This window comes from Actinomadura terrae, assembly GCF_022751215.1.
GTDB classification, from domain to species: Bacteria; Actinomycetota; Actinomycetes; order Streptosporangiales; family Streptosporangiaceae; genus Spirillospora; species Spirillospora terrae.
Genome location: NZ_JAICDG010000006.1, coordinates 19033 through 45853 on the forward strand (window position 1 = coordinate 19033; position 26821 = coordinate 45853).

The 26821-nt window shown below is 69.8% G+C and carries 25 protein-coding genes and 2 pseudogenes; 12 read left to right on the forward strand and 15 right to left on the reverse strand.

The window, feature by feature from the left end; all coding sequences use genetic code 11:
• Positions 1 to 26 precede the first annotated feature (26 nt).
• A pseudogene (locus K2F47_RS41855) lies at positions 27 to 368 on the forward strand (acetoacetate decarboxylase family protein); the annotation flags it as partial.
• 64 nt (positions 369 to 432) lie between these two features.
• Entirely contained in the window at positions 433 to 696 is a 264-nt protein-coding gene (locus K2F47_RS32070; protein WP_242909761.1) for a hypothetical protein, read from the forward strand.
• 399 nt (positions 697 to 1095) lie between these two features.
• On the opposite strand, the gene K2F47_RS32075 is transcribed toward K2F47_RS32070, so the two are convergent.
• A complete protein-coding gene (locus K2F47_RS32075; RefSeq protein ID WP_242909763.1) occupies positions 1096 to 1314 on the reverse strand; it encodes a hypothetical protein in 219 nt (72 codons plus the stop codon).
• Between the two features lie 325 nt (positions 1315 to 1639).
• Here K2F47_RS32075 and K2F47_RS32080 point away from each other — a divergent pair, with 325 nt between their 5' ends.
• Entirely contained in the window at positions 1640 to 2605 is a 966-nt protein-coding gene (locus K2F47_RS32080; RefSeq protein ID WP_242909765.1) for a tyrosine-type recombinase/integrase, read from the forward strand.
• Positions 2606 to 2732: 127 nt separating this feature from the next.
• On the opposite strand, the gene K2F47_RS32085 is transcribed toward K2F47_RS32080, so the two are convergent.
• The 8 genes from K2F47_RS32085 to K2F47_RS32120 all read right to left on the reverse strand — a co-directional run bounded on the left by K2F47_RS32085 (position 2733) and on the right by K2F47_RS32120 (position 10483).
• Complete coding sequence (locus tag K2F47_RS32085) at positions 2733 to 3941, reverse strand: coiled-coil domain-containing protein (RefSeq protein WP_242909768.1); 1209 nt, start codon at positions 3939 to 3941, stop codon at positions 2733 to 2735.
• An 893-nt stretch (positions 3942 to 4834) separates the two neighbouring features.
• Positions 4835 to 6070, reverse strand: a complete 1236-nt coding sequence (locus K2F47_RS32090) for an epoxide hydrolase family protein (protein WP_242909770.1) — start codon at positions 6068 to 6070, stop codon at positions 4835 to 4837.
• 11 nt (positions 6071 to 6081) lie between these two features.
• Positions 6082 to 6564, reverse strand: coding sequence for a MarR family winged helix-turn-helix transcriptional regulator (locus K2F47_RS32095; RefSeq protein ID WP_242909772.1), 483 nt, complete (start codon positions 6562 to 6564; stop codon positions 6082 to 6084).
• 349 nt (positions 6565 to 6913) lie between these two features.
• Positions 6914 to 7555, reverse strand: coding sequence for a site-specific integrase (locus K2F47_RS32100; protein WP_242909774.1), 642 nt, complete (start codon positions 7553 to 7555; stop codon positions 6914 to 6916).
• 54 nt (positions 7556 to 7609) lie between these two features.
• A complete protein-coding gene (locus K2F47_RS32105; protein ID WP_242909776.1) occupies positions 7610 to 8692 on the reverse strand; it encodes a hypothetical protein in 1083 nt (360 codons plus the stop codon).
• Between the two features lie 97 nt (positions 8693 to 8789).
• Entirely contained in the window at positions 8790 to 9077 is a 288-nt protein-coding gene (locus K2F47_RS41860) for a Tn3 family transposase (RefSeq protein ID WP_372490962.1), read from the reverse strand.
• Positions 9078 to 9410: 333 nt separating this feature from the next.
• Entirely contained in the window at positions 9411 to 10175 is a 765-nt protein-coding gene (locus K2F47_RS32115; protein ID WP_242909778.1) for a hypothetical protein, read from the reverse strand.
• Complete coding sequence (locus tag K2F47_RS32120; RefSeq protein WP_242909779.1) at positions 10172 to 10483, reverse strand: PadR family transcriptional regulator; 312 nt, start codon at positions 10481 to 10483, stop codon at positions 10172 to 10174. The genes K2F47_RS32115 and K2F47_RS32120 overlap by 4 nt, the downstream gene beginning before the upstream one ends.
• 81 nt (positions 10484 to 10564) lie before the next feature.
• Between K2F47_RS32120 and K2F47_RS32125 the strand changes: the two genes are divergently transcribed.
• The 9 genes from K2F47_RS32125 to K2F47_RS32165 all read left to right on the forward strand — a co-directional run bounded on the left by K2F47_RS32125 (position 10565) and on the right by K2F47_RS32165 (position 20151).
• Entirely contained in the window at positions 10565 to 11206 is a 642-nt protein-coding gene (locus tag K2F47_RS32125; RefSeq protein ID WP_242909780.1) for a hypothetical protein, read from the forward strand.
• A gap of 140 nt (positions 11207 to 11346) precedes the next feature.
• Complete coding sequence (locus K2F47_RS32130; RefSeq protein ID WP_242909781.1) at positions 11347 to 11526, forward strand: hypothetical protein; 180 nt, start codon at positions 11347 to 11349, stop codon at positions 11524 to 11526.
• Positions 11527 to 11609: 83 nt separating this feature from the next.
• Positions 11610 to 12095 carry an ATP-binding cassette domain-containing protein gene (locus tag K2F47_RS41030; RefSeq protein ID WP_272497800.1) on the forward strand — a complete coding sequence of 162 codons (486 nt, stop codon included), beginning with the start codon at positions 11610 to 11612 and terminating at the stop codon, positions 12093 to 12095.
• 75 nt (positions 12096 to 12170) lie between these two features.
• Positions 12171 to 13514 (forward strand): FAD-binding oxidoreductase, encoded by a 1344-nt coding sequence (locus tag K2F47_RS32140; protein WP_242909783.1) that lies wholly within the window; start codon positions 12171 to 12173, stop codon positions 13512 to 13514.
• Positions 13515 to 13582: 68 nt separating this feature from the next.
• A complete protein-coding gene (locus tag K2F47_RS32145) occupies positions 13583 to 14470 on the forward strand; it encodes an LLM class flavin-dependent oxidoreductase (protein WP_242909784.1) in 888 nt (295 codons plus the stop codon).
• A 287-nt stretch (positions 14471 to 14757) separates the two neighbouring features.
• Complete coding sequence (locus K2F47_RS32150) at positions 14758 to 16932, forward strand: molybdopterin-dependent oxidoreductase (RefSeq protein WP_242909785.1); 2175 nt, start codon at positions 14758 to 14760, stop codon at positions 16930 to 16932.
• A gap of 301 nt (positions 16933 to 17233) precedes the next feature.
• Positions 17234 to 17611: a hypothetical protein gene (locus K2F47_RS32155; protein WP_242909786.1), complete on the forward strand. Its 378-nt coding sequence runs from the start codon at positions 17234 to 17236 to the stop codon at positions 17609 to 17611.
• 134 nt (positions 17612 to 17745) lie between these two features.
• A complete protein-coding gene (locus K2F47_RS32160) occupies positions 17746 to 18885 on the forward strand; it encodes a methyltransferase domain-containing protein (RefSeq protein WP_242909787.1) in 1140 nt (379 codons plus the stop codon).
• A gap of 246 nt (positions 18886 to 19131) precedes the next feature.
• Positions 19132 to 20151 (forward strand): helix-turn-helix transcriptional regulator, encoded by a 1020-nt coding sequence (locus K2F47_RS32165; protein ID WP_242909788.1) that lies wholly within the window; start codon positions 19132 to 19134, stop codon positions 20149 to 20151.
• Positions 20152 to 20944: 793 nt separating this feature from the next.
• Here the strand turns inward: K2F47_RS32165 and K2F47_RS32170 are convergent.
• From K2F47_RS32170 to K2F47_RS32195, 6 genes and pseudogenes are all read right to left on the reverse strand, one after another.
• Positions 20945 to 21784 (reverse strand): annotated as a pseudogene (locus tag K2F47_RS32170) (IS5 family transposase); the annotation flags it as partial.
• 102 nt (positions 21785 to 21886) lie between these two features.
• Positions 21887 to 22237 carry a hypothetical protein gene (locus tag K2F47_RS32175; RefSeq protein ID WP_242909789.1) on the reverse strand — a complete coding sequence of 117 codons (351 nt, stop codon included), beginning with the start codon at positions 22235 to 22237 and terminating at the stop codon, positions 21887 to 21889.
• Between the two features lie 141 nt (positions 22238 to 22378).
• Complete coding sequence (locus tag K2F47_RS32180) at positions 22379 to 23296, reverse strand: DUF6192 family protein (RefSeq protein WP_242909790.1); 918 nt, start codon at positions 23294 to 23296, stop codon at positions 22379 to 22381.
• 554 nt (positions 23297 to 23850) lie between these two features.
• Complete coding sequence (locus tag K2F47_RS32185; protein ID WP_242909791.1) at positions 23851 to 24192, reverse strand: hypothetical protein; 342 nt, start codon at positions 24190 to 24192, stop codon at positions 23851 to 23853.
• A gap of 36 nt (positions 24193 to 24228) precedes the next feature.
• Positions 24229 to 24474: a hypothetical protein gene (locus K2F47_RS32190; RefSeq protein WP_242909792.1), complete on the reverse strand. Its 246-nt coding sequence runs from the start codon at positions 24472 to 24474 to the stop codon at positions 24229 to 24231.
• A 283-nt stretch (positions 24475 to 24757) separates the two neighbouring features.
• Positions 24758 to 26689, reverse strand: a complete 1932-nt coding sequence (locus K2F47_RS32195) for a sialidase family protein (RefSeq protein ID WP_242909793.1) — start codon at positions 26687 to 26689, stop codon at positions 24758 to 24760.
• Positions 26690 to 26821: the final 132 nt, after the last annotated feature.

Consider the following 26821-nt stretch of genomic DNA (forward strand, 5'->3'; position numbering starts at 1 on the left):
TCGCCACGGACAGGACCGCGGTCTCCATGCCCGCGTTCGCGCCCCTCTACGGCCTCGGCAGCGAGACGGCGTCGCTGCGCTGGCTCACCGTCGAGTACCGGACCCGCCCGGACGTCCTCGCGCGAGTGCTGCCACCGCCGCTGTGCCCTACCGAGGAGCCGATCGCCGCCGTCTGGGTCGCCGAGTTCGTCAGCGCAAGCTTCCACCTGCCGGACGGCGGTGTGGAACGGCGGCCACCGTACATGCAGGCCGGGGTGTGCGTGCGCTGCCGGCGCGCGGACGAGGAGGGGGCCTACCCGCTCACGTTCTTCATCGATGGGCTCAACCACGGCGTGCTCGGCCGCGAGCTCGCTGGCCTGCCGAAGAAGCAGGCCAGGTCGGTGCGACTGGAGCAGGACGAGACCGGCGTCTCCGGTAGCGAGCGCACTCGCCGTGGTCTCCGAGACCGGCTACGGAACCGCTTCCGGCCTCCTCGACACAGCTCGGGAGCTCTCCAGCCTGTTCGGCATCATCTGCGCCGGAACGGTCCTGATGACGGAGGAGAGGTCGTCCCTGGCAGGAGGGGCGACCACCGGCGAGGCGTTCGTCAGCGGCTACAGAACGGCCCTGACGGTCGCGGTCATCACCATGGCGGCGGGCGCCGCGATCGGCGCGATCCTCCTGGCCCCTCGAACCGAGGATTCCCTGGGCCTGTGACCCGATCGTGGCGGCCAGCCCAGCTCCCAGAAGCGCCCTGCCGCCTGTTATCAGAACTGGCCGCGTACCACCAGGTCACAGTGGCCACTGGCAGATAACTCGCGGCTCATCGCGCGTTCCCGAGTCCCGGGCAACGAAGTCGAAGCGTCGGCAAGGAAGACCCACCAGCGGTCATCTGTGGCCATCGGCGCTGGTGGCGGAGGTGACGTCGGGGCGGGCCGCTTGACGTAACGTCTCTTCGCGGCCACGCCCAGCCCTCGCGGCGACCGCCTGACCCAGCCCATGACCTGGGGCCGGCGCTCGCTGCCTTCACCGCGGCGACGCGGTTATCAGTGCGGAACAGCGCGCACGGCGCCGGATCAATCCCGGTTTGCCCGCCGTCCCTGCGACCGGCCCCACTCACGGAACGTACCGCCGCCGCCACGTGACGTCTGGTGGCGCGTACCGTACCGACACCCCGTCCAGGCCGCAAACGGGAGCACTCGACCGGCCACGCCTCCCGGTCGGGGCGCACCGCGCACAGAACTGCCGCTCGGCCAGGGTCTTGCCGTGCGGCACCAGCCAGACGGTCTCCAGATCGGCCTCGGCGATGGTCAGCGCCGACCACACCGCCCGCACCGTCCACGCATCCCGCCAGCGCGGGTCAGGCCGGTGGCCATGGGCGACCGGCCTGACGAAGGCCTTAGCTGTCAGCCCGCACCCGGCGCATTGCCGTGCAAGGCGCCGTGCGGCCGGTCGGGCCGGGCGCAGACGATCGGGGTTCGTGGCGCGGGTGGCGGGACGGGGCTCGCGGGCCTCGGGACCTCCCGGACGGGGAAGCGGGCAGGCCTGACGATCACGATGATTCTATCGCGTGAAAGGATTGGTTATCTGCGATATTGGCCCCCTCCAAGCGAGGGGTGACCCCCTATGCTTTTTGCGATAGAGGCGAGGAGGCGGAGCCATGGGCGAACTGGCCCGTCTCGATCACGGCGGATCAGCTCCCTTGCCCGCCGCCTACCTCGCCATCCTCCAAAGCCCCGGCACCCAGCGCGCCTACCGCTCCACCCTGCGGGCCCTGCGCGCCGAGTTCAGCCCGCCCGACGCGCCATTCACCGTCGCAGAGTTCGACACCGACGCCAGCGCCGACCGGGTGACCGACTGGTTCACCGGCCGGTGGGGCCAGCGCGCCCCAGCCACCTTCAACCGCAACCTGGACACGCTGCGCTCAGCCGTCAGCTACTGGCAAGACCAGCACTGGCTGTCAACCGATCCGACGCGGCGGCTACGCCGACGCGGCCGCACCCCCGACCGCACCCGGGCCCTGTCGCACTCCGAGATCGACGCGCTGTTCGATCAGGACCTGGCGCTACGGGAGCGGACGCTCTACACGCTGCTGTACGAGTCGGCGGCCCGCGCGTCCGAGGTGCTCGCGCTGGACATCGAGGACCTGGACCTGCGCAACCAGCGAGCCAAGGTGCGCCGCAAGGGCGGCGCGGTCGACACGATCGTGTGGCAGACCCGCACCGCACGGCTGCTGCCCCGACTGATCAACGGCCGCAAGAAAGGGCCGCTGTTCCTGACCGAACGCCGAGCCCGTGTGGAGCTGCCCGCCAGCGACCTGTGCCCGTACACCGGCAGGGCCCGGCTGTCCTACCGCCGCGCCGAAGAGATCTTCGAGCAGACCACCCGCGCGCTGGCCAACCCCGCCATCACCGAACCCGATGAACTCCACCAGGCCCAAGGCTGGACGCTGCACCAGTTGCGACACTCCGCGCTCACCCACGCCGCCGAGGACGGCGCCAACACCTCCACCCTGCTCGCCTTCTCCGGCCACACCTCCGTCGTCTCGCTGGCCCGCTACACCCGCGTCTCCGCCGAAGCCCTCGGCCGCTGGCAAACCGGACGCGCCCCCCGCCGCCGACGCTGACCCCGGGGACGAGGAAGACCTCCCACCGGGCGCGGTGAGAACCCGACCGCCACACCCACCCTCACCAGCACGTACCCGATCACCCAAGATCGCTAGTGCCGGTTTCCGAGGTATCTCGGCCGCCTACCTAGGTGTCAGCGTCGTGGCCGTTGTCGGTGTGGGCGGTAAGAGCGGCCTCGGCTTGCAGGGCGCGCTGAAGGTGGATGGTGGCCTCCGCTCGCGCGGCGTCACGTTCGGCGGTGAGCGCATCGTTGGTGGCGGTCAGCCGGGCGGTGTCGGTGAGGTGCTTTTCACGGACGGCGTCGCGCTCCCGATGGGCGGCGGCGATCGCCTCGGCGGCGGCGTCGCGTTCCCGCCGGGCCTGTTGTTCAGCGGCGTCGGCCCGGTCGGTGGCGGACAGGGCGGCCTGCTCCGCCTGTGTCAGATCCTGGCGGAGTGCAGTGATCTCCCTCTGGATGGCCGCCTGCTGCTCGGTGGCGTCGGCGAGCTGGCCGCGCGTGACGGCGAGTTCGCCGGTGCGCTGGTCGAGGTCGCTCCGGGTGCGCGCGTGAGCGTCCTGGGCCTGGCTCAGGGACTGGCGGAGCTGGCGCAACTCCTGTTCGGCTTCGGCCAGCCGCTGCTCGGTCTGCTCAAGGCGGTGCTCGGTGGTGCGGACGGCGCGTTCGGCCGCTTGGCGGGCCTCGGCCTCGGTGCGGGCGGTGTGGTGGGCGGCATCGGCGGCGGCCCGGGCGGTGCGGGCGATCTCCTCGGCGGCCAGCGCGCGTTCCTCGGCCTGCTCGCGGACGGCCTGGGCGGCGGCGGCCTCGACGCGCGCGGCGTCGGCGTCGAGTTCGGCGCGGTGCCGGACTGCCTCGGCCTCGCGGGCACGGGTGTCGGCCTGGGCGGCCTGCCGTTCCAGTGCCGTGTTGCGGTCCACGACGGTGTCAATGATCTCTTGTAGCCGGTCGGCAGCCTCGCGTTCACGGTCGGCGCGTTCGCGCGCGGCGGTCGCCATCCCGGTCAGGACGGTGCGTAGCGCGGCCAGCGGTTCGGCGACGGCGGCCGCCGCCGGACTGCGGTTGGCGGCGTGCGCCTCGGCCTGACAATCCTTGACCACGTTCTGCTCGGCGTCCAGCTGCGGCGGACAGTACTCCGGACGGCGCCCGCGAGCCTTGCGCGGTCGAGGCAGTGGGGTGTCGCAGTACTTGCATCGGCCCCACGGCGCCGCAGGGTCCGCCCCGCTCGGCGGCCGCCGTCCCCCAGCGCCACGTCCCGCAAGCTCCGGCTCGCCGCCCGTCCGCTCGGCGGACGCCGAAGCCCCGCCGACCTCCCCCGACTCCCCGAGATCGCTGCTCATGCCGCCATGCTCCCAGTTCTTTTCTCTACAAGCAATGAAAACGCTCGCAAGATTTTCTCGTCGAAGAAATCTAGCCAGCGCATAATCGTGCTTATGCGCACACGGAAGACAACCGCCGCCGTCAAGGCCCTGGTGTCCTAGCTCAGACACCAGCCGCAAAGTAGGCCGCGGGTAGCTGGTCGAGCCCCGTCTTCCTGTCCTGGGCCTCCTCGCAGGTGATCGAGTGATCGCGGCTAAGGGGGGCGTGCGGCAGGAGTGGTCGTCAGAGGAACTGCTGGCGAACTGGACGCTGGTATGCGGCGGCCGGGACCTGGTGGCGAGCAAGAGCGGGGCGACGCGGCTCGGCTTCGGTCTGGTGCTGAGGTTCTTCGAGCTGGAGGGCCGGTTTCCCGATGTGCTGGAAGAGGTACCGCCGGCCGCAGTGGAGTGCCGGGCGCGGAAGATCGAGCCGCCGGGCCGGACCCGAGTCGAGAAGGGTCTCGTCGCGGCCCGGGGCACGTGGGAGAAGACGTTCTGCGCCCGCACCATCGGACGCCTGGGTGAGGTGGGCACGGCCCGGCTGCTGTCCCTGGTGGCCGAGGACAATGAGATGGGCACCGCCCTGTCGGCCGCCCTGAAGCGCGACCCGGGTGCGGTGGGCCTGGGAGGACGTACGGATCACCCTGCTCGCGGCGCCGTGCTCCTCACGTCAGGCGGAGATCACCGACGCCCCGGTGGACCTGCTGGTCGCCTTGGCTCACAAGATCAACGCCCGTGCCGAGCGGCGGGTGGAGAAGCAGCTCACTGCCGAGCTGAAGAAGATCCGCGGCAAGGCGGTGCGGGCCGGTCAGCCCGCACTGACCTCGCGAGGGGACGTTCACCTGGTCCGGTGCCCGACGAGCGCGCCGGGTCGTTCAGGTCCTGCGGCCGCGGAAGGTGCGGCGCAGGTCGCTCACCCAGGCGTCGGGGTTCTCCCAGGGGATGAAGTGGCCGCCGTGGTTGTGAGCATTGACGTTGACGTGGTTGTACCAATCGGCTTGCGGGCTGGACTTGAACGCGCGGACGCGCTCGTCGGCGGTGTGGATGCCGGGCGGGTTCTCGTAGGTGACGAAGGTGAGGCCGACCGGGGCCTGTACGACCGGGGTGCGGTCGTGGGCGGGGGTCCAGGGGTAGCGGTTGGCGTTGGCGTAGTAGCGAATCGACGTGGCGATGGAGTTGTTCGCCCAGTAGATCGTGGCGTGGGTGAGCATGTCGTCCTTGGTGAAGACGGACTCGAGGTCGCCGCCGTTGTCGCTCCAGGCGTTCCAGCGCTCCAGCAGCCAGGCGAGTAGCCCGGCGGGTGAGTCGCTGAGCCCGTGGGCCAGGGTGGCGCCGTCGAGCATGTGCACGGCGAGGTGGGACGCCGAGCGGCGGTCCCGCTCGATGATGCGGGCGCGGACCTCGGCGGGCTGGTCGTCGGTGAGGGGCCGGCCCTGGGCGAGGTCCCAGGCGCGGGGGCCGGTGAAGAAGTCGAGCGGCAGCCCGGAGGCGATGTGGATGCCGTACAGTTCGTCGGCGTACTTGTGGCCGAGCTGGCTGGAGACGAGCCCGCCGATGTCGCAGCCCCCGGCGGCGTACTTCTCGTATCCCAGGGTCTCGGTCATCAGGGTGTGCCAGAGGTCGGCGATCTTCCAGAAGTTGACGTCGGGAAAGCCGGTGAGCGGGCCGGGGAAACCGAAGCCGGGCAGGGACGGCACGATGACGTCGAACGCGTCGGCGGGGTCGCCGCCGAACGCGGCCGGGTCGGCGAGCGGGTCGATCACCTTCGACCAGTGCCAGAACGTCCACGGCCAGCCGTGGGTGAGGATCAACGGGATCGGGCGAGGGCCGCGGCCGGGCTTGCGCATGAAGTGCACCGGGACACCGGCGACGCTCACCTGGTAGTGCTCGTAGGCGTTGATGGCGGCCTCGGCCTTGCGCCAGTCGTAGCCGTCCTGCCAGTAGGCGACCAGCTCACGGAGATAGCTGTCCGGGACGCCGTAGAACCAGTCCCCGTTCCCCTCATCCAGCGGCGGACGGGTCAGCGCGAGACGGGCACGCAGGTCATCGAGAACCTCGTCGGTCACGTGGATCGGAGTGGGCTCCAGGGGAAGGGCCTGCAGGCTGGTCATGGCGTGATTCCTTACTGGGTGGGGGAAGCGGTGCCGGTCGGCCCGTTGGAAGGTTGGGCGGCGAGCCGGGCCAGTTCAAGGAGCGCGGGCAGCGACGAAGCGAGTGCCTGCCGGTGATGCGGGTCGAGCTGGCCGGTCAGGGCGGCCAGGCGATCGATTCGTTCCTTTCGCCGCGACTCGACTACCTTGGCGCCGGAGGGTGTGAGCTGCACCAGCACCGCCCGGCCGTCCGAGGGATCCGGGGACCGCACAGCCAGGCCGTCCCGCTCCAGCCGGGTGACGAGCTGCGTCATCGCCGGTTGTGTGACCCGCTCGCTCGCCGTCAATTCAGACAGCCGCATCGGCCCGTTACCTGCCAGAGTGTGCAGGACACCCAGGGTGGTAAAGCTCATCTGCTCCACCGACGCCAGGCGAATGAACACCGCTGTGAACTGCTCCATGGCGAGGTCCAGCGCTTCGGCCTCCAGGCCGGCAGGCGACTCGATCAAGGACATACCTCGATTATATCAGAAACTTATATAAACTTCCTATCCATTCATGCCCCAAGGCCTGGAATGCTGACGTAAGGCTGATCGTGATCGCGCCACGCCGCGCACGACAGGGGTCCCGGAGCACCGTGGAGGCGAAGGAGGTCTCAAGGTTCGGGAGCGGGCCTCCGGCGCGAACACTCGACGGCTCTGACCGTGGGGCGTCTCCGCGCCCATCGCAACCCCGTGTTTCATAGGCGACGCCTATGAAACAGCCCTGCCAGCCACTCACGATCGCTACCGCTAATTCCTGCACTCAGCCTCCTCGCGGGCCAGTAGCGCTCCAGGGAGCGCATGGAGGCGTGTCGGGACCGGGCTAGCAGGGTGGGTTGTTGGTTCCGTCCTCTGCTTCGTGGGTGAGGACGCTGTGCCGCAGCTGGTGCAGGGTCCAGCCGCCGAGCAGCTCGAGTTCGGCAGGGCCGGTGACGCCCGGGTTGGCCAGGGAGCGGGTGCGGAACTTGGATAGCTCGGCGGCGGGCCGGTAGGACAGGCGCGCCCGGCCGGTGGTGCGGCAGACGTCCAGGGGCGGGGTTCGGGCGGGCACCTTGCGTTCGGTGAGGCACACCGGTCCGCGGGTGCGGCCTTTGATCAGGCGGGGTAGCAGCTGGGCGGTGCCGGACTGCCAGTGCACCCAGTTGCCCGCGCCGCCCCTGAAGATGACCTTCCCGCGTTTGTCGTCGAGGGCCAGGTCCGCGATCTGCTCGCGGGCCAGCGCCCGCGTGCGGTCCGACGGCGCGGGTCGACGTTCGATCCCCGGGCTCGGGTTGGTCAGCAGCCAGCCCTCGCGGTGCCACCAGGTGAGGGCGGCTTTGAACACCGACAGCTCCTGGTTGACGGTGTCGGCGTCGACCAGGCGGGCCCGCTCGATGAATGCCTCGGTGATGAGGTCGGCGGCCGCTGCCTCATCGAGGCGTACACCTCGATCCTGATCACCGGGAGAGGTGATCCAGCTCAGCATCGGCGCACGCCAGGCTCTGCCGCAGTAAATCCGGTATTTACTGCGGCAGAGCGTTCAGCTCAGCAATTGAAGGCGTGCGGCGATGTTCTCGAGGAACCAGGCCGGGAATTCGTCGGCAGGATCGAGGCTCGCACGGGCCATGGATGACCAGTCGTCGCGGCGGAGGATCGTCAGGTAGCGGTCCAGCAGTCGACCTTGGTGTTCTGGCGGCAAGTTGGGGAGGTCGGGATCGGCTTTGAGAAGACGGTCGGCGATGTAGGCGGCGGTGACGTAGCGGTGCCGGGTCGGTTGCTGGTGGGCCAGGTGGGTGACGTGGGCGTCCAGGACGCGGCGGATCGGAGGGTAGCCGTCCCAGGTCATGCCCATGCCGCTGTTGCCGGCCATGACCTTCAGGAGGCGGCCGGTATGGTCGATGAGCTCGTCGTCGGGGTCGGACGCGGTAATTGCTTCGTGGACGTCGGCGGCGCGGGCGACGGCGCCGACGTAGTAGCCGTTGAGGCAGTCGCCGTCGAGGGCATGGCGTAGCAGCCATGGTCGAGCTCGGCGGCCTCCGATCTCACAGAGGGCTTCGACGACATAGACGCGGCCCCAGCCGGCGGTTCGGGGTGCGAGCCACCGGAGTGCCTCGCCACCTCCTTCACGGCGTTTCAATGCGTGCGCCGCGAGGGGGCCGAAGGTGTTCGACAGCAACCCGATGTGCTGGAGCAGGTCGACGTCTTGCTCGTCCCAGTCGGCGGCGAGCAGGGCGAGGCCGATGACGGTCGAGCACTGGTCGGGGCTATGGCGGACCAGCCAGCGGCCTGTCTCCTGGACGCGTTCGCGGTCCGCGCGCAAAGCCGCGGCGGTGATGTGGTCGTTGCGGTGGATGGGGACGTCCACGTCGTGGAAGGCCCATGTCAGCTCGTCCGGTGTGGCGTCGGGCCGGGTGAAGAACGCGTCCAGGATGGCGGCCGCCGCGACGCCTTGCCGTCGTCGGTCGTCGGGCCCTTTGACCCATCGGCGATGCGCGACGCGGTCCGGGTAGGGCTTGCCGTCGTTCGGCAGAGGAGCGTCGGGGTGCAGCTGATGGAGCCGCATGGAGTGGTCGTACAGGCTCATCTGGTTTCCGAGCGGTCCGGGCTCGGTCGTCTCGCTCACAGGCGGACGGAGGACTCGATTCTCTCGATCATGCGCACAGCCTATGCCAGGCGTTGGTACGAATCGTCCGCGAGCCCGATCAGGCTGTGCCAGGCAGCTACGGGGAGATCAGGAACGATAGGCCCGGCGCGTTGAGCTGGGTAGGACGCAGCGGCCGCCAACCGTTGTCGAGTTCGGCATCGATGTCGACGTCGATGGTGCCGAACAGGTTGATGTGGTCGCTGCGGCCGGGTGAGACGTGGGACAGAAGATCGTCGAGGACGTCACGTCCCTGGGCGCGGAGTTCGAGGACGGCGCGGGAGTAGTACTCGTTGGTCCAGGCGACGACGGCTAGCGGGCGGCGTGGATGGGAACCGGCGTCGCTCCGTCGGCAGCATCGACGAATCCAGCTGGTGCGCGTTCATCCCGCGCAGGAACTCCAGCTTCTTCACCGACGTCAGCACCGCGGGCGCCGTTGCCTCCACCGCGGGCGTCGTCAGCCAGGTCAACCGGGTCATCTCGCGCAGCTCCGGCACCGGCTCCAGTAGCCCGTCCAGGTCACCGCGCATCCGCATCGTCAGGAGCGGCCCGGGCCGTCCGATCATCGAAGTCCTTTCCTGTCAGGCATCGTCACCGGCGTGCTTTCGAGTCGTGAGGGAAGCGTGCGGCTGGAGCGGGGACGCTGTGGGACGTCGTGGGGTGCCAGTGAACGTCGGTGCCAGGGCGAGTGGCCCGGCACTCAGCTGGTGGGCGGTCGCAGGTCGTGGCCGGCGCTGATGGTCGCGGCGGCGAGCAGGGTGAGCGCCACGGTCGCGGCGAACGAGCCGGTGACGGAGCCGGTCCTGATGCTCACCAGCACGTTCTGCGCTGACGCGCACGCGAGCCCTGTTCCGAGGAGGACGAGCGCGGCGCCGACCCGGCGCGCGGACGGAAGGACGGCGGCCTTGGCGACGCGGGCGACGAAAATGCACATCCCTGCCGCCGCGAACGCGAGCGTCCCCCAGTAGTAGGCGACGAGCGCGGCGTAGGTGAGCCCGGTTGACTGCCTGGCCAGTTCGGTGTTGGCGGCCAGGACGAGCGCCGCGAGCGCGGCCGCGGGACCGGCGAGGACGCGGATCGCGACGGCCGTCATGCGGCGGAGCGCGGCCCCGTGCGGTGGTGGGAGCGGCGCGGCCAGGGCCATGCCGAGCAGCGTGGGGGCGAGCCAGAGGCTGGTGGCGATGTGGCGGGTGTCGGCGGTCACCGCGGGAGAGGGTTCGACGGCTCGAAGCACCAGCATGGTGACGGAGGTGACCACGAAGAGGGCGACGGCGGTCACGCGCCGGGTCTGGCCGGCGAAGGTCTCGGGCCAGGTGCTCGGACGGAGCCAGAGCCGCGCGGCTCCGGCGACGGCGTCGGGCCAGGATCGCGGACCGGCGGCTTCCAGTTCGTCGCTGATGTCGGCGCCCCATCGGTCGCGGACCGCGGGCGGGTAGAGGACGGTGATCAGTGTGGCGGCCTTCATGCCGGGGTGATCCCGAGGGCGCGCAGCCCCGCCTGGGAGATGCGGTTCATCCGCTCGAGTTCGGTGCGCAGCGTGGCCCGGCCGGTGTCGGTGATCTCCATGGTGCGGTGCCGTTCCCGAGGGGCGGCGTCGGCGTCGGCGGGCCGGATGAGCTCGCGGGCCTCAAGCCGGGACAGGGCTCCGTAGAGGCTGCCCGGTCCGAGGCGGCTACCGGTGAGCTCCTGGATCGCGGTGTTGATCGCGTAGCCGTGCAGCGGCCCGTCGGCGAGGACGGTGAGCACGAGCATCTGCGCGTCGTTGCTGTGCATGGACATGGCCTCCTGCGGAGCAGAGTACTACGCAGCACGTTACTACTTGTCGCGTAATACGTCCCGCGTACTATGACGGCTGTGGAGAACAGAGACGAGGCCGGGCACGCGGCGCTGACCGCGATCTGGGCGACCCTGGGGGCGGCGGGCCTGTTCGAGGCGCTGAGCGCGCTCGGAACCCAGGTCAGGACGGTGCGGGCGACCAGTCCCTGGCAGGACGACCCCTACAACGTCGCCGTGTCGTTCACGGTCTTCGCGGTGCCGAGGCTCGCCGGGGTCATCGCAGTGCGGATGTTCGCGTGGCGGGCGCCGGGCGGCCCCGACCGCGCGCATCAGATGGTGCGCGCGGCCTGGGTGGTGATCGCCCTGATGGGGGCCACCCTGGTCGCCGAATGGGCGGGGGTGATCGTCGGGGCGCACGCCTCGGCCTGGAACCGGTGGACCGCGGTGCTGGTGGCCGGACTGGTCGTGACCTGCGCGGCCGCGCTCGTCGCGACGGTGTTGCTGGCGCGCTGCCGGCGGCCGCGCGGATCATCCGCGCGATGGAGGTACGACTGGCTCAGCGACCTCGTCTGGATCTGCGGACGGATTCCGGTACTGCGGCGCCGAGTGACCGACGGCCACGCGGCCTGGGTGCGTCGGCACACGACGGGCGTCTTCGCGGGGTTGAGCGCGCTGGTCGCCGTCGGCGTGGTCGGCGCTCTCGCCATCGGCGAGGGGTAGACGAATCCCCTGCTGATCGCGTGGGCGCTGGTCGTCGAGACGATGGCCTATCTCGCCCTCTGCTGGGTCGGGACCTGATCGGAGGCTTCGTCGCGGGTCCGCCGCGCACGGCCGCCCGCCACATCGCGGAGGTGTCGGTGATGGCCGGATCCGTCGCGACCCAATTCGCAGTCGCGTTCCACGACGCGCTGTGGTCCGTGCTCGGCACCGGGGAACTGACGTCCGTCCCGTCATTGGTGATGCTCACCCTCGGGATCGGACTGGTAGGCGGAGTGCTCACCGCCGTGCCACTGATGGCCCGCGCCAACCGTGCGGCCTGATCCGACGCGGCGCTCCTCCTGATGCCCGCACGTTCATTCGCAGTCATCCGTACCCGCCCGTGCACACATGTGAAAGGCACGTCATGGAACTCCCCACCACCGGCTCGCCGATGATTCGCGCCGGCGAGTTGTCCAAACGGTATGGGCGCAGGGAGGTCGTCCGGAGACTCAGCTTCACGGTGGAAACCGGTCAGGTCTGCGCGCTGCTCGGCCCGAATGGCGCGGTAAAGACATCGACGATCCGGATGCTGGTCGGACTTTCGGCCCCGGACGCCGGCACCGCGACGATCCTCGGCGAACCGGTCGGGCTAGGCGCGAGCGTGCTGAGTCGTGTCGGCGTCCTCATCGACGGCCCCGGGTTCGTCCCGCACATGACCGGAATGGCGAATCTGAAGCTGCTGTGGTCGGCGACCCGGCGGTCGTTCCCTTCTCAGTTCCTCGTCCGCGAGGTGGTCGTAGATGGAGGTCGGACAGATCGCGCGCCCGAGTTCTTCGATGGCCTGGTCGGTGGGGTGCTTGGGACGCTGGCGGCGGCCCGCTTGATCCCCACGTTCATGCCGAGCCCCTAAAAGCACAACGGCGGCGGGTGCGGGGTGTCCGATTCCTACAAGACCGCCGTCCGCCGCGTGGCTACGTTGACCTGCATGAATCTATCTTCAGACCAGGTCTTTCGACCTGGTGGGCATGCGTATGACCGGGAGCGGATGGGGCTCAACCGGGCAATGGAGTCGCGTCCGGCGTACGTGGTCGGCGCGATCGACGAGCAGGACGTGGCCGCCGCCGTGCGGATGGCGGTGGCGCAGGGGCGGGCCGTCGGTGTGATGGCCACCGGCCACAGCCCTACGGTGGCGGCGGACGGGGCCGTACTGATCAACACCGGGCGGATGAACGGTGTCGAGGTGGACCCGCGGGCCAGGACCGCCTGGGTGGAGGCGGGGACGCGGTGGCGGCAGGTCGTGGAGCGGGCCGCCCCGCACGGCCTGGCCCCGCTCAACGGTTCCAGCCCCAACGTGGGCGCGGTGGGCTACACGACCGGCGGGGGCGCGGGGTTGCTCGGCCGCCGCTTCGGCTTCGCCGCCGATCACGTACGGCGGCTGCGCGTGGTCACCGCCGACGGCCGGCTGCGCGAGGTCAGCGCTGACAGCGATCCCGATCTTTTCTGGGCGGTGCGTGGAGGAAAGGACAACTTCGGCGTCGTCGTCGGCATGGAGATCGAGCTGTTCCCGGTGTCGCAGCTGTACGGCGGCGGCCTCTACTTCCCCGCCGACGCTACAGGCGACGTGCTGCACGCCTACGCCGAATGGACCCGTTCGCTGCCGGAGCACATGGCCTCCTCGGTGCTGCTGGCCCAGAACCCAAACCTGCCCGCAGTGCCAGAGCCGCTGCGCGGCAAATTCGTCACGCATGTACGGATCGCCTTCAGCGACGCCGAAGGCGGAGAGGAACTGGTGCGGCCGCTGCGAGAGATCGGCCCCACCTTGTTGGACACGGTGCGGGACATGCCCTACGCCGAGGTCGGCACCATCCATCACGAGCCCACCGATGCCCCTTACCTCGCCTACGACCGCAACGTATTCCTGCGCGACATCAGCAAGGACGCGGTCGACACGCTCCTGGCCCACGCCGGACCGGACGCTCAGCCCCCGTTCATTACCGAGCTGCGGCACTTCGGCGGCGCCTACTCCCGTCCGCCCGAGGTCCCCAACTGCGTCGGCGGGAGGGACGCGGTGTTCTGCCTGTTCACCGGTGCGACGCCCGCCCCCGGGAGCCTGGAGTCGCGCGACCGGTTCCTGGCGGACCTGCGTCCCTGGGGCACCGGTGGCACCAACATCAACTTCGCCGGTGTGGAGGACGCCGACCCGGCCATCGTCCGCACCGCCTACCGGCCCGGCGACTACACCCGCCTGACCGAAATCAAAGCCGTCTACGACCCCGGCAACGTCTTCCGCATCAACTTCAACATTCCCCCAAAAGCGGCGCCGGCATGACGGCTCGGCCGAATCCGCGCCCCCCGCATCCGAAACTGCACACGACCGCAATCACTAAAGGAAGTAACTTGAGAATCGGAATAGGGCTGCCCGCCGCCGTGCCGGACACGGACGCCACGGTCATCGGACGCTGGGCCGCGGAGAGCGAGGAGCGCGGCTTCGCCTCCCTGGGAGTGATCGACCGGCTGGTGTACGACAACCTGGACCCGCTGGTCGCGCTGGCCGCCGCGGCGGCTCGCACCGAACGCATCGAGTTGTTGACCACCGTCCTCAACGCCGGTTACCGCGGCAACCCCGTGCTGCTGGCCAAGCAGATCGACTCGCTGGAGCGGCTGTGCGCCGGACGGCTGACCGTGGGCCTGGGCATGGGCGGCTGGCCCGAGGACTACGCCGCCAGCGGCGCGCCGATGACGGGGCGCGGCGCCGCGTTCGAGGCCGCCCTCGCGGCGATGCGCGCCGTATGGCGCGGCGAGACGATCGGAGCCTCCGGCCCGGTCCCGGCGCTCCCCCAAGGCCGCCCCGGACTGCTCTTGGCCGGTCTGGTACCCGCCGGGTTCGCCCGAGCCGCCCGCCTGTCCGACGGCTGGGTGGCCCCGTCCTTCGGCCTGCAAACCCTTGAACAGGGCGTCGAGGCCGTCCACCGGGAATGGACCCGGGCCGCACGCCCCGGACGGCCGCGCGTCATCGTCGAGCGCTACTTCTGCCTGGGACCCGGCGCGGCCCGGACCGCCGAAGCCTACGCGGCGCACTACTACGGCCCCGACTACCTTCCTCACATCCAGCCCGACCTGCTGACCGACCCCGATCGGCTGCGCCTGGAGATCGACCGCCTGACCGAGGCGGGCGCCGACGACCTGGTTCTGCTTCCCTGCTCGGGCGACCCCCGACAGATCGGCCTGCTCGCCGATGCCCTCGACCAGGCAAGCCGGGCACCGGCCATGGAAGCGACAGCGTGAACTCCCACCACCGGAAGGACCCGGCCGGGCCCATGGGAGCGCAGGACGCCTTCGGCCCGCCATTGGTTGGCAGTTCGGCGGCGGCCACGAGATCCCCGTAGACCTCACCCCCTGAGGCGATCGTCGCGGACGGCCGGGCGTCCCGCGCGGTCGGCCGCGCGTTCGGGGGGAGATCGGGGCAGCGCATTCCGGAGGATGCCGGACGAACGGCGCCTCTGGAGGCTGGACGCATGGCGCGCGCCTGGGAGCGCTCGGCGTGCCATATCCGTCGATCTCCGGGAGTGCCGATGAGAACCGCCCTCCGAACGTGCCCGATCTGCGACGCCGTCTGCGGCCTGAGCCTGACCCTGGACGACAACGGACGCGTGCTGTCGGTCAAGGGGGACGCCGACGATCCCTTCTCCGGCGGCTACGTGTGCCCCAAGGGCGCCAGCCTCGGGCGGCTGGACGAGGACCCCGACCGGTTGAGCACGCCCATGATCCGTGAAGGGGAGCGGTGGCGCGAGGCGAGCTGGGACGAGGCGTTCCAGGCCGTCGAACGTGGTCTGACGAGTGTCATCGAGGCCCACGGCCGGGAGGCGGTCGCCGCCTACTTCGGCAACCCCACGTTCCACACCATGGGCGGGATCTTCTATCGCGGCCCGCTGGCCGAGGCGCTCGGCACCACCAACCTCTACAGCGCCAGCACGATCGACCAGATCCCCAAGCACGTCGCGGTCGGCCTGATGTTCGGCAACTCGCTGGCGATCTCGGTGCCCGACCTGGACCGCACCGACTTCCTGCTGGTGATCGGCGCGAACCCGGCCGAGTCGCACGGGTCGCTGTGCGCGGCGCCCGACTTCCCGGGGCGCCTCCGCGCTCTGCGCAAGCGCGGGGGCAGGCTGGTGGTCGTCGATCCGCGGCGCACGCGCACCGCCGGGCTCGCCGACGAGCACCTGTTCGTCCGGCCGGGCACCGACGCGAGCCTGCTGTTCGGCATCGTCCACACGCTCCTGGCCGAGGACCTGACCAAGGTCAGGGTTCCGGTGTCGGGCCTGGAGGAGCTGCGGGAGCTGGCGGCGCCGTTCGCCCCGGAGGCGGTGGCGCCGCTCTGCGGGGTGCCCGCCGAGACGATCGTCCGGCTGGCCCGGGACCTGGCCGCCGCCGAGACCGCCGCCGTCTACACCAGGGTCGGCACCTGCACCGCGGACTTCGGCACCGTGACCCAGTGGCTGGTCGACGTCATCAACGTGCTGACCGGCAACCTCGACCGGCCCGGCGGCGTGATGTTCACCAGGCCCGCCACCATGGAGGTCCCCTGGGGACCCAAGCCCTTCACCTCGGGACGCTGGCGCAGCCGTGTGCGCGGGCTGCCGGAGGTGCTCGGCGAGCTGCCGGTCGGCACGCTCGCCGACGAGATCGAGACGCCCGGCGAGGGGCAGGTCAGGGCGCTGGTGACGGTCGCCGGGAACCTGGTCCTGTCGGCGCCGAACGGGCCGCGGCTGGGCCGGGCGATGCGCGACCTGGAGTTCATGGTGTGCGTGGACCCGTACCTCAACGAGACGACCAGGATGGCCGACGTCATCCTGCCTCCCCCGCGCATGCTCCAGATGCCGCACTACGACCTGCTCCTGCTCATGGTCACGGTGCGCAACTACACGCGGTTCTCCCCGCCGATCCTGCCGCTGGAGCCGGGCCAGCTCTCCGAGGCCGAGATCATGGCCAAGCTGATCCTCATCGCCTCGGGCAAGGGCGCGCAGGCCGATCCCCGCGAGCTCGACGAACTGATCCTCGGGCAGCTGCTGGGCGCGGGCGTCCAGATCCCCGGGTCGCCGTTCGAAGGCCAGGACGTCGCCACGGCGCGCGGCGCGCTGGAGGGCGACAGCGGGCCGGAGCTGATGCTGGACGCGCTGCTCAGGCTCGGCCCGTACGGCCTCACGCTTGCCGACCTGCGCGCCAACCCGCACGGCATCGACCTCGGCGCCCTGGAGCCGCGGCTGCCGGAGATCGTCTGCACCGACGACGGCCGGGTCCGGCTCGCGCCCGCCGAGCTCGCGGACGAGGTCGGACGGCTCCGGCGCAAGCTGTCGGAGACACCGGCCGCCACCCTGCTCATCGGACGGCGGCAGCTGCGCTCCAACAACAGCTGGTTGCACAACGTCCCGTCCCTGGTGGGCGGCAGCAACCAGTGCACGCTGCACGTCAACCCGGCCGACGTCGCCCGGCTCGACCTGCGCGACACGGTCCTGGTCCGTTCGGCGGTCGGCGAGGTCGTGGTGCCGGTCGAGCCCACCGAGGCGATCATGCCGGGGGTCGTGAGCCTGCCGCACGGCTGGGGCCACGCCGGGTCGGCGCAGCGGGTCGCCGCCCAGCACGCCGGCGCCAACGCGAACGCGCTGACCGACAACGCCGTGCTCGACGCCATGTCCGGCAACGCGGTCTTCAACGGCATCCCGGTCACGCTCGTGCCGGTCGAGGAGTAATCCGCACCCTCGACCCGGATCCGCGCTGCGGACGATCGTGGTCCGAGCGCCGGATCCGGTCTTTCACGGTCGGCAGTAAGTGCCTGTGCTCAAAGCCCGACGACCCGGTGACGCCCCGGTGGTAGAAGCCCAAAGGCCGGGAATAGGTGGTCCTGTCGGGCCGTCCTGGCGGCGAACGCCGATGAGCCGGCCGTGGAGTGGGTGCGGGTCACGCGGGACTGCACCAGCGTGGTCGGGCTGGAAAGATTGTTGCAGGGGTGACATGCTGGCACATACCACGCCCTATCACGTGGAGGGCGCCATGGATGACGACACTGTCGACTACGGCTGCTTAGGTTTCCTCTATCTCATCAATGTGGTCTTGGTAGGACTGTCGGGTGGCTGGTTCCCGGCACTGTTGTTTCTCTTGATGCCCCTAGTGGTTGGCGGGTTGATCTGGGCGGCGCGCACCTTCCCGAATTTGGGCCTTTTGGTCGCCAACATCCTCTACCTCCTTGTGGCCCTCGTGGCAGGGCTCAAGAAGGAGTGGGCCGTTACGCTCGTGTTCCTCGGCAGCCTGGTGATCAACTTGCCGGCCTGGGGAATGCCCTGCCGGGAAGGCCGGAAGGCAGCTGATCGTGCCTCTACCGTGACTGCCTCCATAGCTGTGAACCGAAGAAGATCAGCATCGCGGCCGTGACATCAGGCCGCACGGATGGGTGAGAGGGGATCGGGGGCGATGGGCAAACACGGAGCGCCGCCAGACAAACCGCAGCCGATCAAGCTGCCCAAGCCGACACAGGACGGAGACCGTCCGATCAAGAAGGGCGGCAAGTGAAGCCGATCCCCGACCACATCCAGGGGTTGGCCGATCAACTGGCCGCCTCAGGGCATCTGAGCGATCCGGCCTGGCACCAGGCGCTCCATGCCGTGCCCCGGCACCTGTTCGCCCCTTCGCTGGCGTGGGTCGACGGCGGGAACGGCCCCGACCGGCTCGTTGACCGCGCCGCTGATGAGGAGGCGTGGCTGGAGGCGGTCTACTCCAACAACTCGATCGCCACCCAGTTCGACGACGGCGCCACCCCCTTGGAGGCGGGCGGGGAGAACTACACCTCCTCGCTGTCGGCCCCCGGGGTCGTGATCGCCTTCCTCCAACTCCTCGGCCTCAGCGATCACCATCGGGTCCTGGAGATCGGCACCGGCACCGGCTGGACCGCCGGGCTGCTCGCGCACCGGGCCGGTGACCACAACGTCGTCAGCGTCGAGATCGACGGCGCGCTGTCCGCCAGCGCGGGCGAGCACCTGAAAGCGGCCGGGCTCAGCCCCCGCCTGATCGTCGCCGACGGCGCGGACGGCTGGCCGGCGGGGGCGCCCTACGATCGCGTGCACGTCACCTGCGGGGTGCGGGAGGTGCCCTATGCGTGGGTGGAGCAGACCCGCCCCGGCGGCCGGGTGGTGTTCCCCTGGGTGCCCGGCTTCGGTTACGGGCATAAGGCCCGGCTGAGGGTCACCTCCGACGGCCGGGCCATCGGCGGGTTCTGCGGCGACGCCGGCTACATGATGCTGCGCTCCCAGCGGTTCGAGCACTACGCCCCCACCGTCGAGAAGGAGGGCGAGCAGAGCACGACCAGGCTGGACCCGCGCACCGCCACCGGCGACTCCTACGGCTGCGACGTGGCCGTGGCTGCTCTGGTCCCCGGTCTGGCCGCAGTCGAGGAAGAGACCGGCCAGGGCGGTGTCCGGCTGCACCTACGGGACCCCGAGGGCTCCTGGGCCTTGGCCGACTACGAACCGGGCCGCGAGGACTACGCGGTCGCCCAGGCCGGGCCGCGACGGTTGTGGAGCGAGGTGGAGACCGCCTACCTGCGGTGGGTCTCCTGGGGATGCCCCGGCCGCGACCGCTTCGGCATCACCGTCACCGGCGAGGGCCAAAGGATCTGGCTGGACTCCCCCGGCAACCCGATCGCCCCCTGAACCGGGGACGCCGATCACGAACACGGTTGCCAATGCGACCAAGTCCAATGTCCCCACCACCGTTCCCTCCAGTCCGGGGCCGCGATCGATCAACCAGCCGGACATGCCCAGGAACACGCCCTAGTCCAGCTCCTCCTCACTTACGAGGACGAGACTGGAGCTCGTACGTTCATCATCCGCTCCCGCTCGGACGAAGACCACTCCTGGACCGAGAACGCCGGTTACACGGATGCTTGGGAGATGGAGATGACGTCAGCGGATCGTGCGGCAAACGACCTCCTCGCGGCGGTCAGGCACGGAGCCTCGACCGGCGATCTGGCGGAAGCAGTGTCCCGGGCACTCGCCCCTGTCGTGCCCCACGACGCGGTATACCTGGTCGGCACGTGCCCGACGGCGGGTTTCGGACCGGAGTCGTTCAGCTTCTGGCACGGCGCGGAGGTGACCTTCGGCCACGATCTGCTGCACGACTACAACAGCGGCGTCCATCCCCTTCAACCCGAGGAACTCCTACGACGCGTCCTCCCAGCGGGCGTGACCACTGCCGAGGGCGCGGCCCGTGACCTCTTCCGCACCCATGGCGTCGGATGTGAGATGCGCCTTCTGCTCCGCGATGCCCGAGGCGTGTGGGGGACGCTCGGGCTGCTGCGCGCCCAGGACGGCAAGGCGTTCGACGACGCCGATGTCGAACACGCGCACCGCCTCACCCCGACGCTGATCAGGTTCCTGCACGACTACGTCGTCCGGGGCCCGCTCGTGCCGACCCAACCCGCTCCGCCGCCCGGCGTGGTTATCCTCGGCCCCGACCATGCGATTCGCTCGGCCTCCCCCCAGGCGCGCGGCATGCTGGACTGGCTGCGCGGCGGCCACTCCTCCCCGGAATGGGTCTTCCTCGCCTTCCTTTCCGGGCTGTCCATGCGCCTGCGCAGGCAACCGCCGGGCACCTCCCTGACCATGCTGGGACCGGCCGCCAACTTCGGCCGCTGGATGATGTGCCAGGCCCAGTTCCTGGACGGCAGCGCCGGAGAGGTCGCGGCGATCATCCAGCCCGCGTCCGCTCCGCAACTCCTGCCGCAGTTCGGCGACTGGTACGGGCTCACTGCCCGGGAACGCCAGATCGCCGCCGCCCTCTGCGGCGGCGGCACCCTCAAGCAACTCGCCCGCCGCCTCGACCTGTCGGTCCACACGGTCAACGACCACCTCAAGTCCGTCTACCGCAAGACCGGCGTCACAGGCCGCGACGAACTCGCCGCCGCCCTGATCACCTGACGCCTCGGGCACCCGTCCCAGCCGGTCGACCCCCAGCTCAGGGGATAGGCCGCCGCACCTAGATCCGGAACGCTCGGGACATCAGCACCAACAGGAAGGCGATCATGCGCACGACTGGACTTCTCCACCCCCTCGCCGCGTTGCTGGCCGGCACCCCCGGACACGCGGCAATGCCGACGCGTCGGCGAGCTTCTTGGCCAGCGGCTCGCCCAGACCGATAGGTGGTGGGACAAGGCGGATGAGCGTTGGGCGCAGATCTGTGGACTTGATCAGGTTTTATCGCGCTCTAAGAGCCTGTGTTCAAAGCCCGCCCGGTCTGATGCGGGCCGGGTTGTGGTGGTGGGGTGGTGTTGGGGGAAGCCTGTTGGCGTGGGCCGGGTCGGGAAGCGCGTGGTGTGCGGTGCGCGGTTGCCGGTGGGGTCGTCGCCGCGGCGCATGTACTGTTCGGCGGCGTGCGGGATGCGGGCGTATCGGGCGCGCAAGCGGGCTGTGGAGCGAGAGAGGTTGACCGCGACGGTGATTTCGCTGGAGGCGGCGCAGTGGTTGCGGGGCCCGGCCGGGTGGCGGGCGCGGTTGATCGCGTGGCGGCACTGCCCGGTGTGCGGAGTGCTGGTGTGGGCGGGGGTGCGGCGGCGGGCGGATGCGGTCTATTGCTCGCCGAAGTGCCGGCTGCGGGCGTGGCGGGCGCGCCGGACGTCGTTGCCGGAGGCAGGCGATCTCAACGGATAGCCGTTTCCGATGCCCCGGAATGTCGGGTTGTGGAAACGGCTATCCGTGAGGGCGCCGGTCAGGCGGCCAGGGCGCGGGGCGGCGTGGCGGCCCGCGCGGGCCGCTTGCGGGTGAGGCGGCGGGTCATCAACGTGATCGCGGCCCAGGTGATCATTGCTTCGGAGTGCGCGGCGGTGCGTTCGTAGTCGCGGCAGTTGCGGCGGGCGCGCATGATCCAGGACAGGGTGCGCTCGACGATCCAGCGGCGCGGCAGGACCACGAACTGGTGCTGGTTGCGGGGCCGGGGGACGACGTTGATGGTCAGGCGCAGGCGTTGGGCGGCCCAGCCGATCAGGGTGCCGCCGTAGGCGGAGTCGGCCCAGACCTGGGTGAGTTGGGGGTTGCTGAGGCGGACGCGGGTGAGCACGTCCCGGGCGACGTGCTTGTCGTGCAGGTCGGCGGGGGTGACCAGCACCAGGATCGGCAGGCCGCGGGTGTCGACCACCACGTGCCGTTTGCGGCCGTTGATCTTCTTGCCCGCGTCGTAGCCGCGGTCGACCTTGGCGACGGTTTCGGCGGCCTTGACGCTCTGGGAGTCGATGGCGGCGGTGACCGGGCGCGGGCAGCGCTGCGCGCGCAACCTCACCTGCTCGCGGAGTTGGTCGCGGATCTGGGTGATCACCCCGGCGCCGCTCCAGCGGGCGAAGAACCCATAGACCGTCCGCCAGGGCGGGAAGTCGGCGGGCAGCGCGCGCCATTTGATCCCGTTGTCGACCAGGTAGCGGATGGCGTCCACGATCTCCCGGCGCGGGTGGGCCTCGGGGCGGCCGCCGCGGACGGTCTGGCAGGCCGGGACCGGCAGCAGCGGTTCGATCAGCGCCCACTCGGCGGCGCTGGTGTCGGAGGGATAGCGGCGTCGGCGCATGGCAGGGCAGCCCGAACTGTCGGGAAGCAATGGCGCGAGCAGGAAGAACTGGGGGCGCGGCGAGGGCTGGGCGCGGCCAGCCCCCGCGGGTTCAGGGTCGGCTCACCCGGTCGCCAGGATCTCCAGCGTGGCGCGGATACCGTCCAGCTGGGCCAGCACGATCTTGATGGCCTTGTCGTCGGGGCGGGCCCCGGTGTGCGGGCCGATGGTCGCGCTGATCAGCCGGGTGATCCGGGTGAGTTCGTGGTGGAACTGGCGCCGCTCGTAGGCGATCCAGTCGGCGGGGTCGTCGGGAAACCGATACCCCTGTTTCTGGGACCAGGTCAGCGGTGTGAGGTGCTCCAGGGCCGCCTTGTCCTTGATCCATTGCAGGCCCTTGCGGACGTAGTACTCGCTCAGCCCGGTCGCGATCACCAGTTGCCTGGTGGTCAGGCCGGCGGGCCGGGCCTCCATCAGCGCGACCCGGGCTCCCCGCAGACGTTCGCCGGCAACCGCGGCCGCCGACCACCACCCCGTCCGCCACCACCGCGCCGATCGCCGTGTCCACTGCCGCCTGCACTGCCGTGTCCGCCTCTGGAACCAGGCATGGCCTGGTCACTTGTCGCGCAGGATGGCGGCCAGGGCCTCGTCCAGGGTGAGGTTGCCGGTCTCGGCGGCCCGCTCGATCCAGTCCGCCGCGGCCCGGACCTGGGTGAGGCGGTCCCGGAGGGCCTCGCGCTCGCGCTCGGCGAAGGGGTGGTCCTTCAGCATCGCCATGCACCGCTGGACGGCCGCGGTGAACGCCGCGCAGGCCGCGATCAGATCGACGAACTCCATCCGGCGGTTCAGCTCCCGCATCACCGGCGCGACCGGCTCGGCGTGCTTGTTGACCGCTTGGGCGGTGTGGTCGACCTGGGCCCGGTTCACCATGTCTTTTGCGACGTCGTCGGCCATTGCCTTGAACGCCACGTCCGGGCGGTGCAGCAGCTCGGTCGCGACCTGCGCGGCGACCTGCTCGTCGCGGGTGAACTCGCGCACCGCCCGCACCTTCTCGGGCACTGTGAACGGGGTGTCGACGCAGTTGCACCCGACCACGCGCTTGGCGGTGTCGCAGGTCCACCGGTGCCGCCCCACCAGCTCATCCAGCGGCGGATGCTTGATCTGCTCCCACCGCCCCTGCTCGTCGCCGATCGCGGCCAGGATCTCGTGGACCCGGTGGGAGACCTTCGGCTGCCGGTGCGCCCGCGGACACCACGCCGAGGTCCACCGGTAGTGCTTCACCGTCTCGGCGGCCAGGCCGATGTCGTCGGCGAACTGGCGCATCGATCGCTCGACGCCCCACCCGGCGGCGGTGGTCCCGCCGGTCCCGGCCGGGTTCATCGGCTCGATCTCCAGCGCCAGGTCCCCGAGCGCGAACTGCGCCCGGCCGACCGATTCCACCAGCTCGCGCGCCTGGGCCACCAACTGCTCATATCGCCCGGTGCTGACCTGCCCGACCTTGCCCACCTCGGCGTGGTCTGCGGGGAAGTTCATCCCCGTGCTCCTCTCACGTGAGGTTCCCGGCGCCTCCGGAAACGCTTGACCGTGAGTGTGTGCCTGATCTCGGCAAGTGATAACAGGCTGGATATAGGACCGTTTCTCCCAGGCCAGATCCAGCCAAACAGGGATCATTCAGTCGTTCGGGAGTCCGTCACCGTGACGCCCTCGCGAACGGCTCTGCGTGATCTCCACGCCCGTGTGCGACACGCCGGACCGCAATAGACCGCGCCGCGCTGCCGCTCGGCACCGACCACCCATTCGGTTCCGCACTCCGGACACACCGCCCGCGCCGCTGGCGAAACGTCCAGGATCACCGCCACCCGCGCCCGGGTCCGCCGCACCCACCGCCAATGCCGAGCCCGGCACGCCGCACTACAAAACCGCGCATCCCGCCGCAACCAGCCCGGAAGCAGGTCCCCGCACCCCGGGCACCGCCGCAACTCGCCCTCGGCCACGCTCCAAGCGTGAGCGTGCCCGGCCAAGGCCGCCACCCCTGCTCGCCGTGGAGTGCGCGGTGAACAAATCTGATCCGCGAGAGTCGCTCGCCATCACCGCGGCCCGACCAGCGGGGCGTATCCCGTCTCATAGAGCAGCTTCTGCCATCCCGCCAGGTCACCGCGGTATCGGGTGGACTTCGGGGGTGGGGCGGGTTTGCGCTTCCAAAAGCCCTCCTCGTAGGGAGGGCTAGGAACGGCGATGAGGGTCGGGCTGCCGTCCTCCCAGACCATGATCGTGACCGACGTTATGGCCAGGTCACCCTGGGGGTCCGGCCGGTAGACCGATTGTGATCTCCGCCAGCGTCCTCGGCTGAGCAGCGGCGGCTTCGGGGGCGCGTATTCCCTGGAGCAGTGGCGTATTTGCAGGTAGGTGCCGAGGGTGCAATCGACCATCAACGGTTCACCGGGGAAGTCACAATCATGGTGCGGCTACTGGAATTGGTGCAAGGGCCGCCGGGTCGCGGTGTCGATCGGGATCCCGGTTGCGAAAATGTCGTCTGCGAGCCAGTCGGTCCGGTGCAGGCTGTGGGCAACGAACACGAATGACGGCGCGGAGCGTGCTTCACGTAGCTGCTGCTCGTTGAGTTCGTTGGCGGCCGGGGCCAGCTCCCGACACATCGTGTCCAGGATCTCCAGCGTCCGCCTTCTTTCCGGCTGTGAATTCTCTCGCGACATCTGCGTCGCCTCCCCTCGGTGCTGGCGCTGTAGGTAACGACGCTACTCTCGGCAGGCTCGGCAGTCGGTCAGAACCGCTCCCGAACTGGAGACCGATCTGTACACCGCCGCCGCAAAACGATCCTGGATTCAGGTCAGTGCATCACTATTAATGATCTTGATCGTGGAGGTACTGCACGCCCTACCGCGCCAAACCACCGTCTTCGGGACCGTCACAGCCTCACACTGAAGATCAACTACTCAAGCCCTGAGGATGTGACACAGGCACTCAGCTGCGGCTCGGCTAGTCGATCGGGATTCGCGCGGTCGCGATGTCCTGATCGTTGGCCTTCTTCAGCGTCTGCGAGCCGGGCGGGGGGCCGGTGCAAAGCTCGGGTGGCCTGCCGGGACGCGCGGTCCCAGCACAGAGGAAGAGCGCGTCACGCCGGGTGTCCACCCAGACCGGCATCGCCGCGGTCCCGGTCGTCACCACCCGGATGATGTCGCCGAAGTAGGGCGGGGACATCTGAGTGGGAGGGGGCATGCTCGACGAGGTCACCCGGACGTTCCTGGACCGCCTTTCACTGATCAGGGTCACGGTGATGTCGGCATATCCGGAGCGTTCGCTGTTGCCGTACTGGCGGTCGTAGTAGGCGATCGCCAGAACGCCGCGCGGGCTTATCGACAGACCTTGGAAGAACTGGTCCGTGGTCGCCTGCCGGCCGGCTGCCACCGATGGCATCCGGCGCACGTCGGCCTTTCCCCCGTCAAAGGTCAGGCCGCCGTCGGTGGAGGTGGCGACGATGATGTCGTTGTTGCAGCCGCCGTTCTTGACCCCCTGGTAGAGCGGCCCGTAGGTCGCCCTGGCGTCGCTCGGAGGGTCGAACCCTTCGGGCGTGCACCCGGTCTGCTCGTTGGAGTGGCGGTTGATGTAGGAGCCGTAGCTGACGACGAGGTGCTTCGGGTCGGTGGGGTCCACCGCGCTCTGGGGGTAGTTGGCCGCCCGGAAGATCGAGTTCTTGGCCTCGCCCTTCTCCGGGACGCAGCCGTTGTCCGGGTTCTGCCCCTGATAGTTCATGCAGTCGGGGAAGTCGTAGAAGTCTCCGACCTTCACCGGTGGCGCGAAGGTCTCTCCGCCATCGGTGGACCGTGAGGCGAGGACCTGGAACCGGTTGTCCTTGGTCCCGACCGGCGTGTTGTAGTTGTTGTAGAACACGAGCAGCGTGCCGTCCGGCCCGACTACGGGATGGGAGCCCTGGTTCTCGTTGCACCGCCCCGCGGGAGTCGGAGCCTCGTGCTGGAAGCTGCACATCGCGGAATCGCGGCTCACGACGACGGGCTTGCTGAAGGTCTGTCCGTAGTCGGTGGAGTGCGAGGCGAGGATGTAGGCGGTTCCGTCCTGCCCGATCCGTGTCCAGGTCACGTAGACGCGGTCGCGGAAGCGGCTCCGCGGATCGCTGTCGATCGCGATCAGTTGCCGGTCTTCCTCGTCGAGGCCCGCGCCCTGGAGATCGGGCTGCTCGGCCACCGGCTTGCCGGCGAAGTTCCAGGTCGCTCCCCCCGTGCCCGTGGAGCGATACACGTACAGGCCCGTCGACAGGTCCCTGGAAGGTGTGGTGCCGGAACCCCGATTGAACATTCCGCAGGCGTAGTAGGCGTTTCCCCGGCTGTCCCAGGCGACGCCCGGATCACCTCCGGCCTGGAAGAAGTACCGGCCCTTGCTGCCGAAGGCGGTACCCCGGACGAACTGGTCCGGAATCGTCGAGTCCTTCCAGCGGCGGCCTCCGTCGGAGGAGTAGCTCACCCCGCAGGAGGCGTCGCCACGGCGGTAGTCGTGATAGGAGGCGATCACTCTGTCGGGATTGGTCGGATCGACAGCGATCCAGGGTTCGTTCTGCGCCTGGCCTCGCCCATGCATGTCGTCATCGGTGTCGTTGAGCTGATCCTGGTTGACCTTGGTGCTCGTGCCTATGCGCGATGCGTCCGCCGGAAGAGGAGCCTTGGAGGTCGCCGTCCTCTCTCCGGTTGAGCGAAGGGCGGATTTATTCGGCTGTGGCCGAAGAGCCTCGGCGAGAGAGGCGGAGATGATCCGCCGCTGAATCGGTTTCAGTTGCTCATAGGTGAGCGGCCGGGCTCCGGCCGGGGGGCTGCCGGAGCCGTTCAGGGCCACGACTCCTCCGAGGATAGCGAAAATGACCGCGAGCAGCCGCACCGTGCGGGTCGGGCGCATGCGCATAGGGACCTCACTAATGATCGCCGCCGAGAACAGAGCGAGAATAAGGGGTCCGCACAGAGGGGTGCAGTGGCCGACAACGGCCACTGTTCCAGCTGAACCGAAATCGCCGCGTAAACGCTCTTATTTCCTCGG

Excerpts from the sequence above, each read along its gene's own strand:
- K2F47_RS32080 (WP_242909765.1), top strand. The coding sequence starts at position 1,640 with ATGGGCGAACTGGCCCGTCTCGATCACGGCGGATCAGCTCCCTTGCCC.
- K2F47_RS32085 (WP_242909768.1), bottom strand. The coding sequence starts at position 3,941 with ATGAGCAGCGATCTCGGGGAGTCGGGGGAGGTCGGCGGGGCTTCGGCG.
- K2F47_RS32090 (WP_242909770.1), bottom strand. The coding sequence starts at position 6,070 with ATGACCAGCCTGCAGGCCCTTCCCCTGGAGCCCACTCCGATCCACGTG.
- K2F47_RS32095 (WP_242909772.1), bottom strand. The coding sequence starts at position 6,564 with ATGTCCTTGATCGAGTCGCCTGCCGGCCTGGAGGCCGAAGCGCTGGAC.
- K2F47_RS32100 (WP_242909774.1), bottom strand. The coding sequence starts at position 7,555 with ATGCTGAGCTGGATCACCTCTCCCGGTGATCAGGATCGAGGTGTACGC.
- K2F47_RS32115 (WP_242909778.1), bottom strand. The coding sequence starts at position 10,175 with ATGAAGGCCGCCACACTGATCACCGTCCTCTACCCGCCCGCGGTCCGC.
- K2F47_RS32120 (WP_242909779.1), bottom strand. The coding sequence starts at position 10,483 with ATGCACAGCAACGACGCGCAGATGCTCGTGCTCACCGTCCTCGCCGAC.
- K2F47_RS32130 (WP_242909781.1), top strand. The coding sequence starts at position 11,347 with ATGGCCGGATCCGTCGCGACCCAATTCGCAGTCGCGTTCCACGACGCG.
- K2F47_RS41030 (WP_272497800.1), top strand. The coding sequence starts at position 11,610 with ATGGAACTCCCCACCACCGGCTCGCCGATGATTCGCGCCGGCGAGTTG.
- K2F47_RS32140 (WP_242909783.1), top strand. The coding sequence starts at position 12,171 with ATGAATCTATCTTCAGACCAGGTCTTTCGACCTGGTGGGCATGCGTAT.
- K2F47_RS32150 (WP_242909785.1), top strand. The coding sequence starts at position 14,758 with ATGAGAACCGCCCTCCGAACGTGCCCGATCTGCGACGCCGTCTGCGGC.
- K2F47_RS32155 (WP_242909786.1), top strand. The coding sequence starts at position 17,234 with ATGGATGACGACACTGTCGACTACGGCTGCTTAGGTTTCCTCTATCTC.
- K2F47_RS32165 (WP_242909788.1), top strand. The coding sequence starts at position 19,132 with ATGACGTCAGCGGATCGTGCGGCAAACGACCTCCTCGCGGCGGTCAGG.
- K2F47_RS32175 (WP_242909789.1), bottom strand. The coding sequence starts at position 22,237 with ATGGAGGCCCGGCCCGCCGGCCTGACCACCAGGCAACTGGTGATCGCG.
- K2F47_RS32180 (WP_242909790.1), bottom strand. The coding sequence starts at position 23,296 with ATGAACTTCCCCGCAGACCACGCCGAGGTGGGCAAGGTCGGGCAGGTC.
- K2F47_RS32185 (WP_242909791.1), bottom strand. The coding sequence starts at position 24,192 with ATGGTCGATTGCACCCTCGGCACCTACCTGCAAATACGCCACTGCTCC.
- K2F47_RS32190 (WP_242909792.1), bottom strand. The coding sequence starts at position 24,474 with ATGTCGCGAGAGAATTCACAGCCGGAAAGAAGGCGGACGCTGGAGATC.
- K2F47_RS32195 (WP_242909793.1), bottom strand. The coding sequence starts at position 26,689 with ATGCGCATGCGCCCGACCCGCACGGTGCGGCTGCTCGCGGTCATTTTC.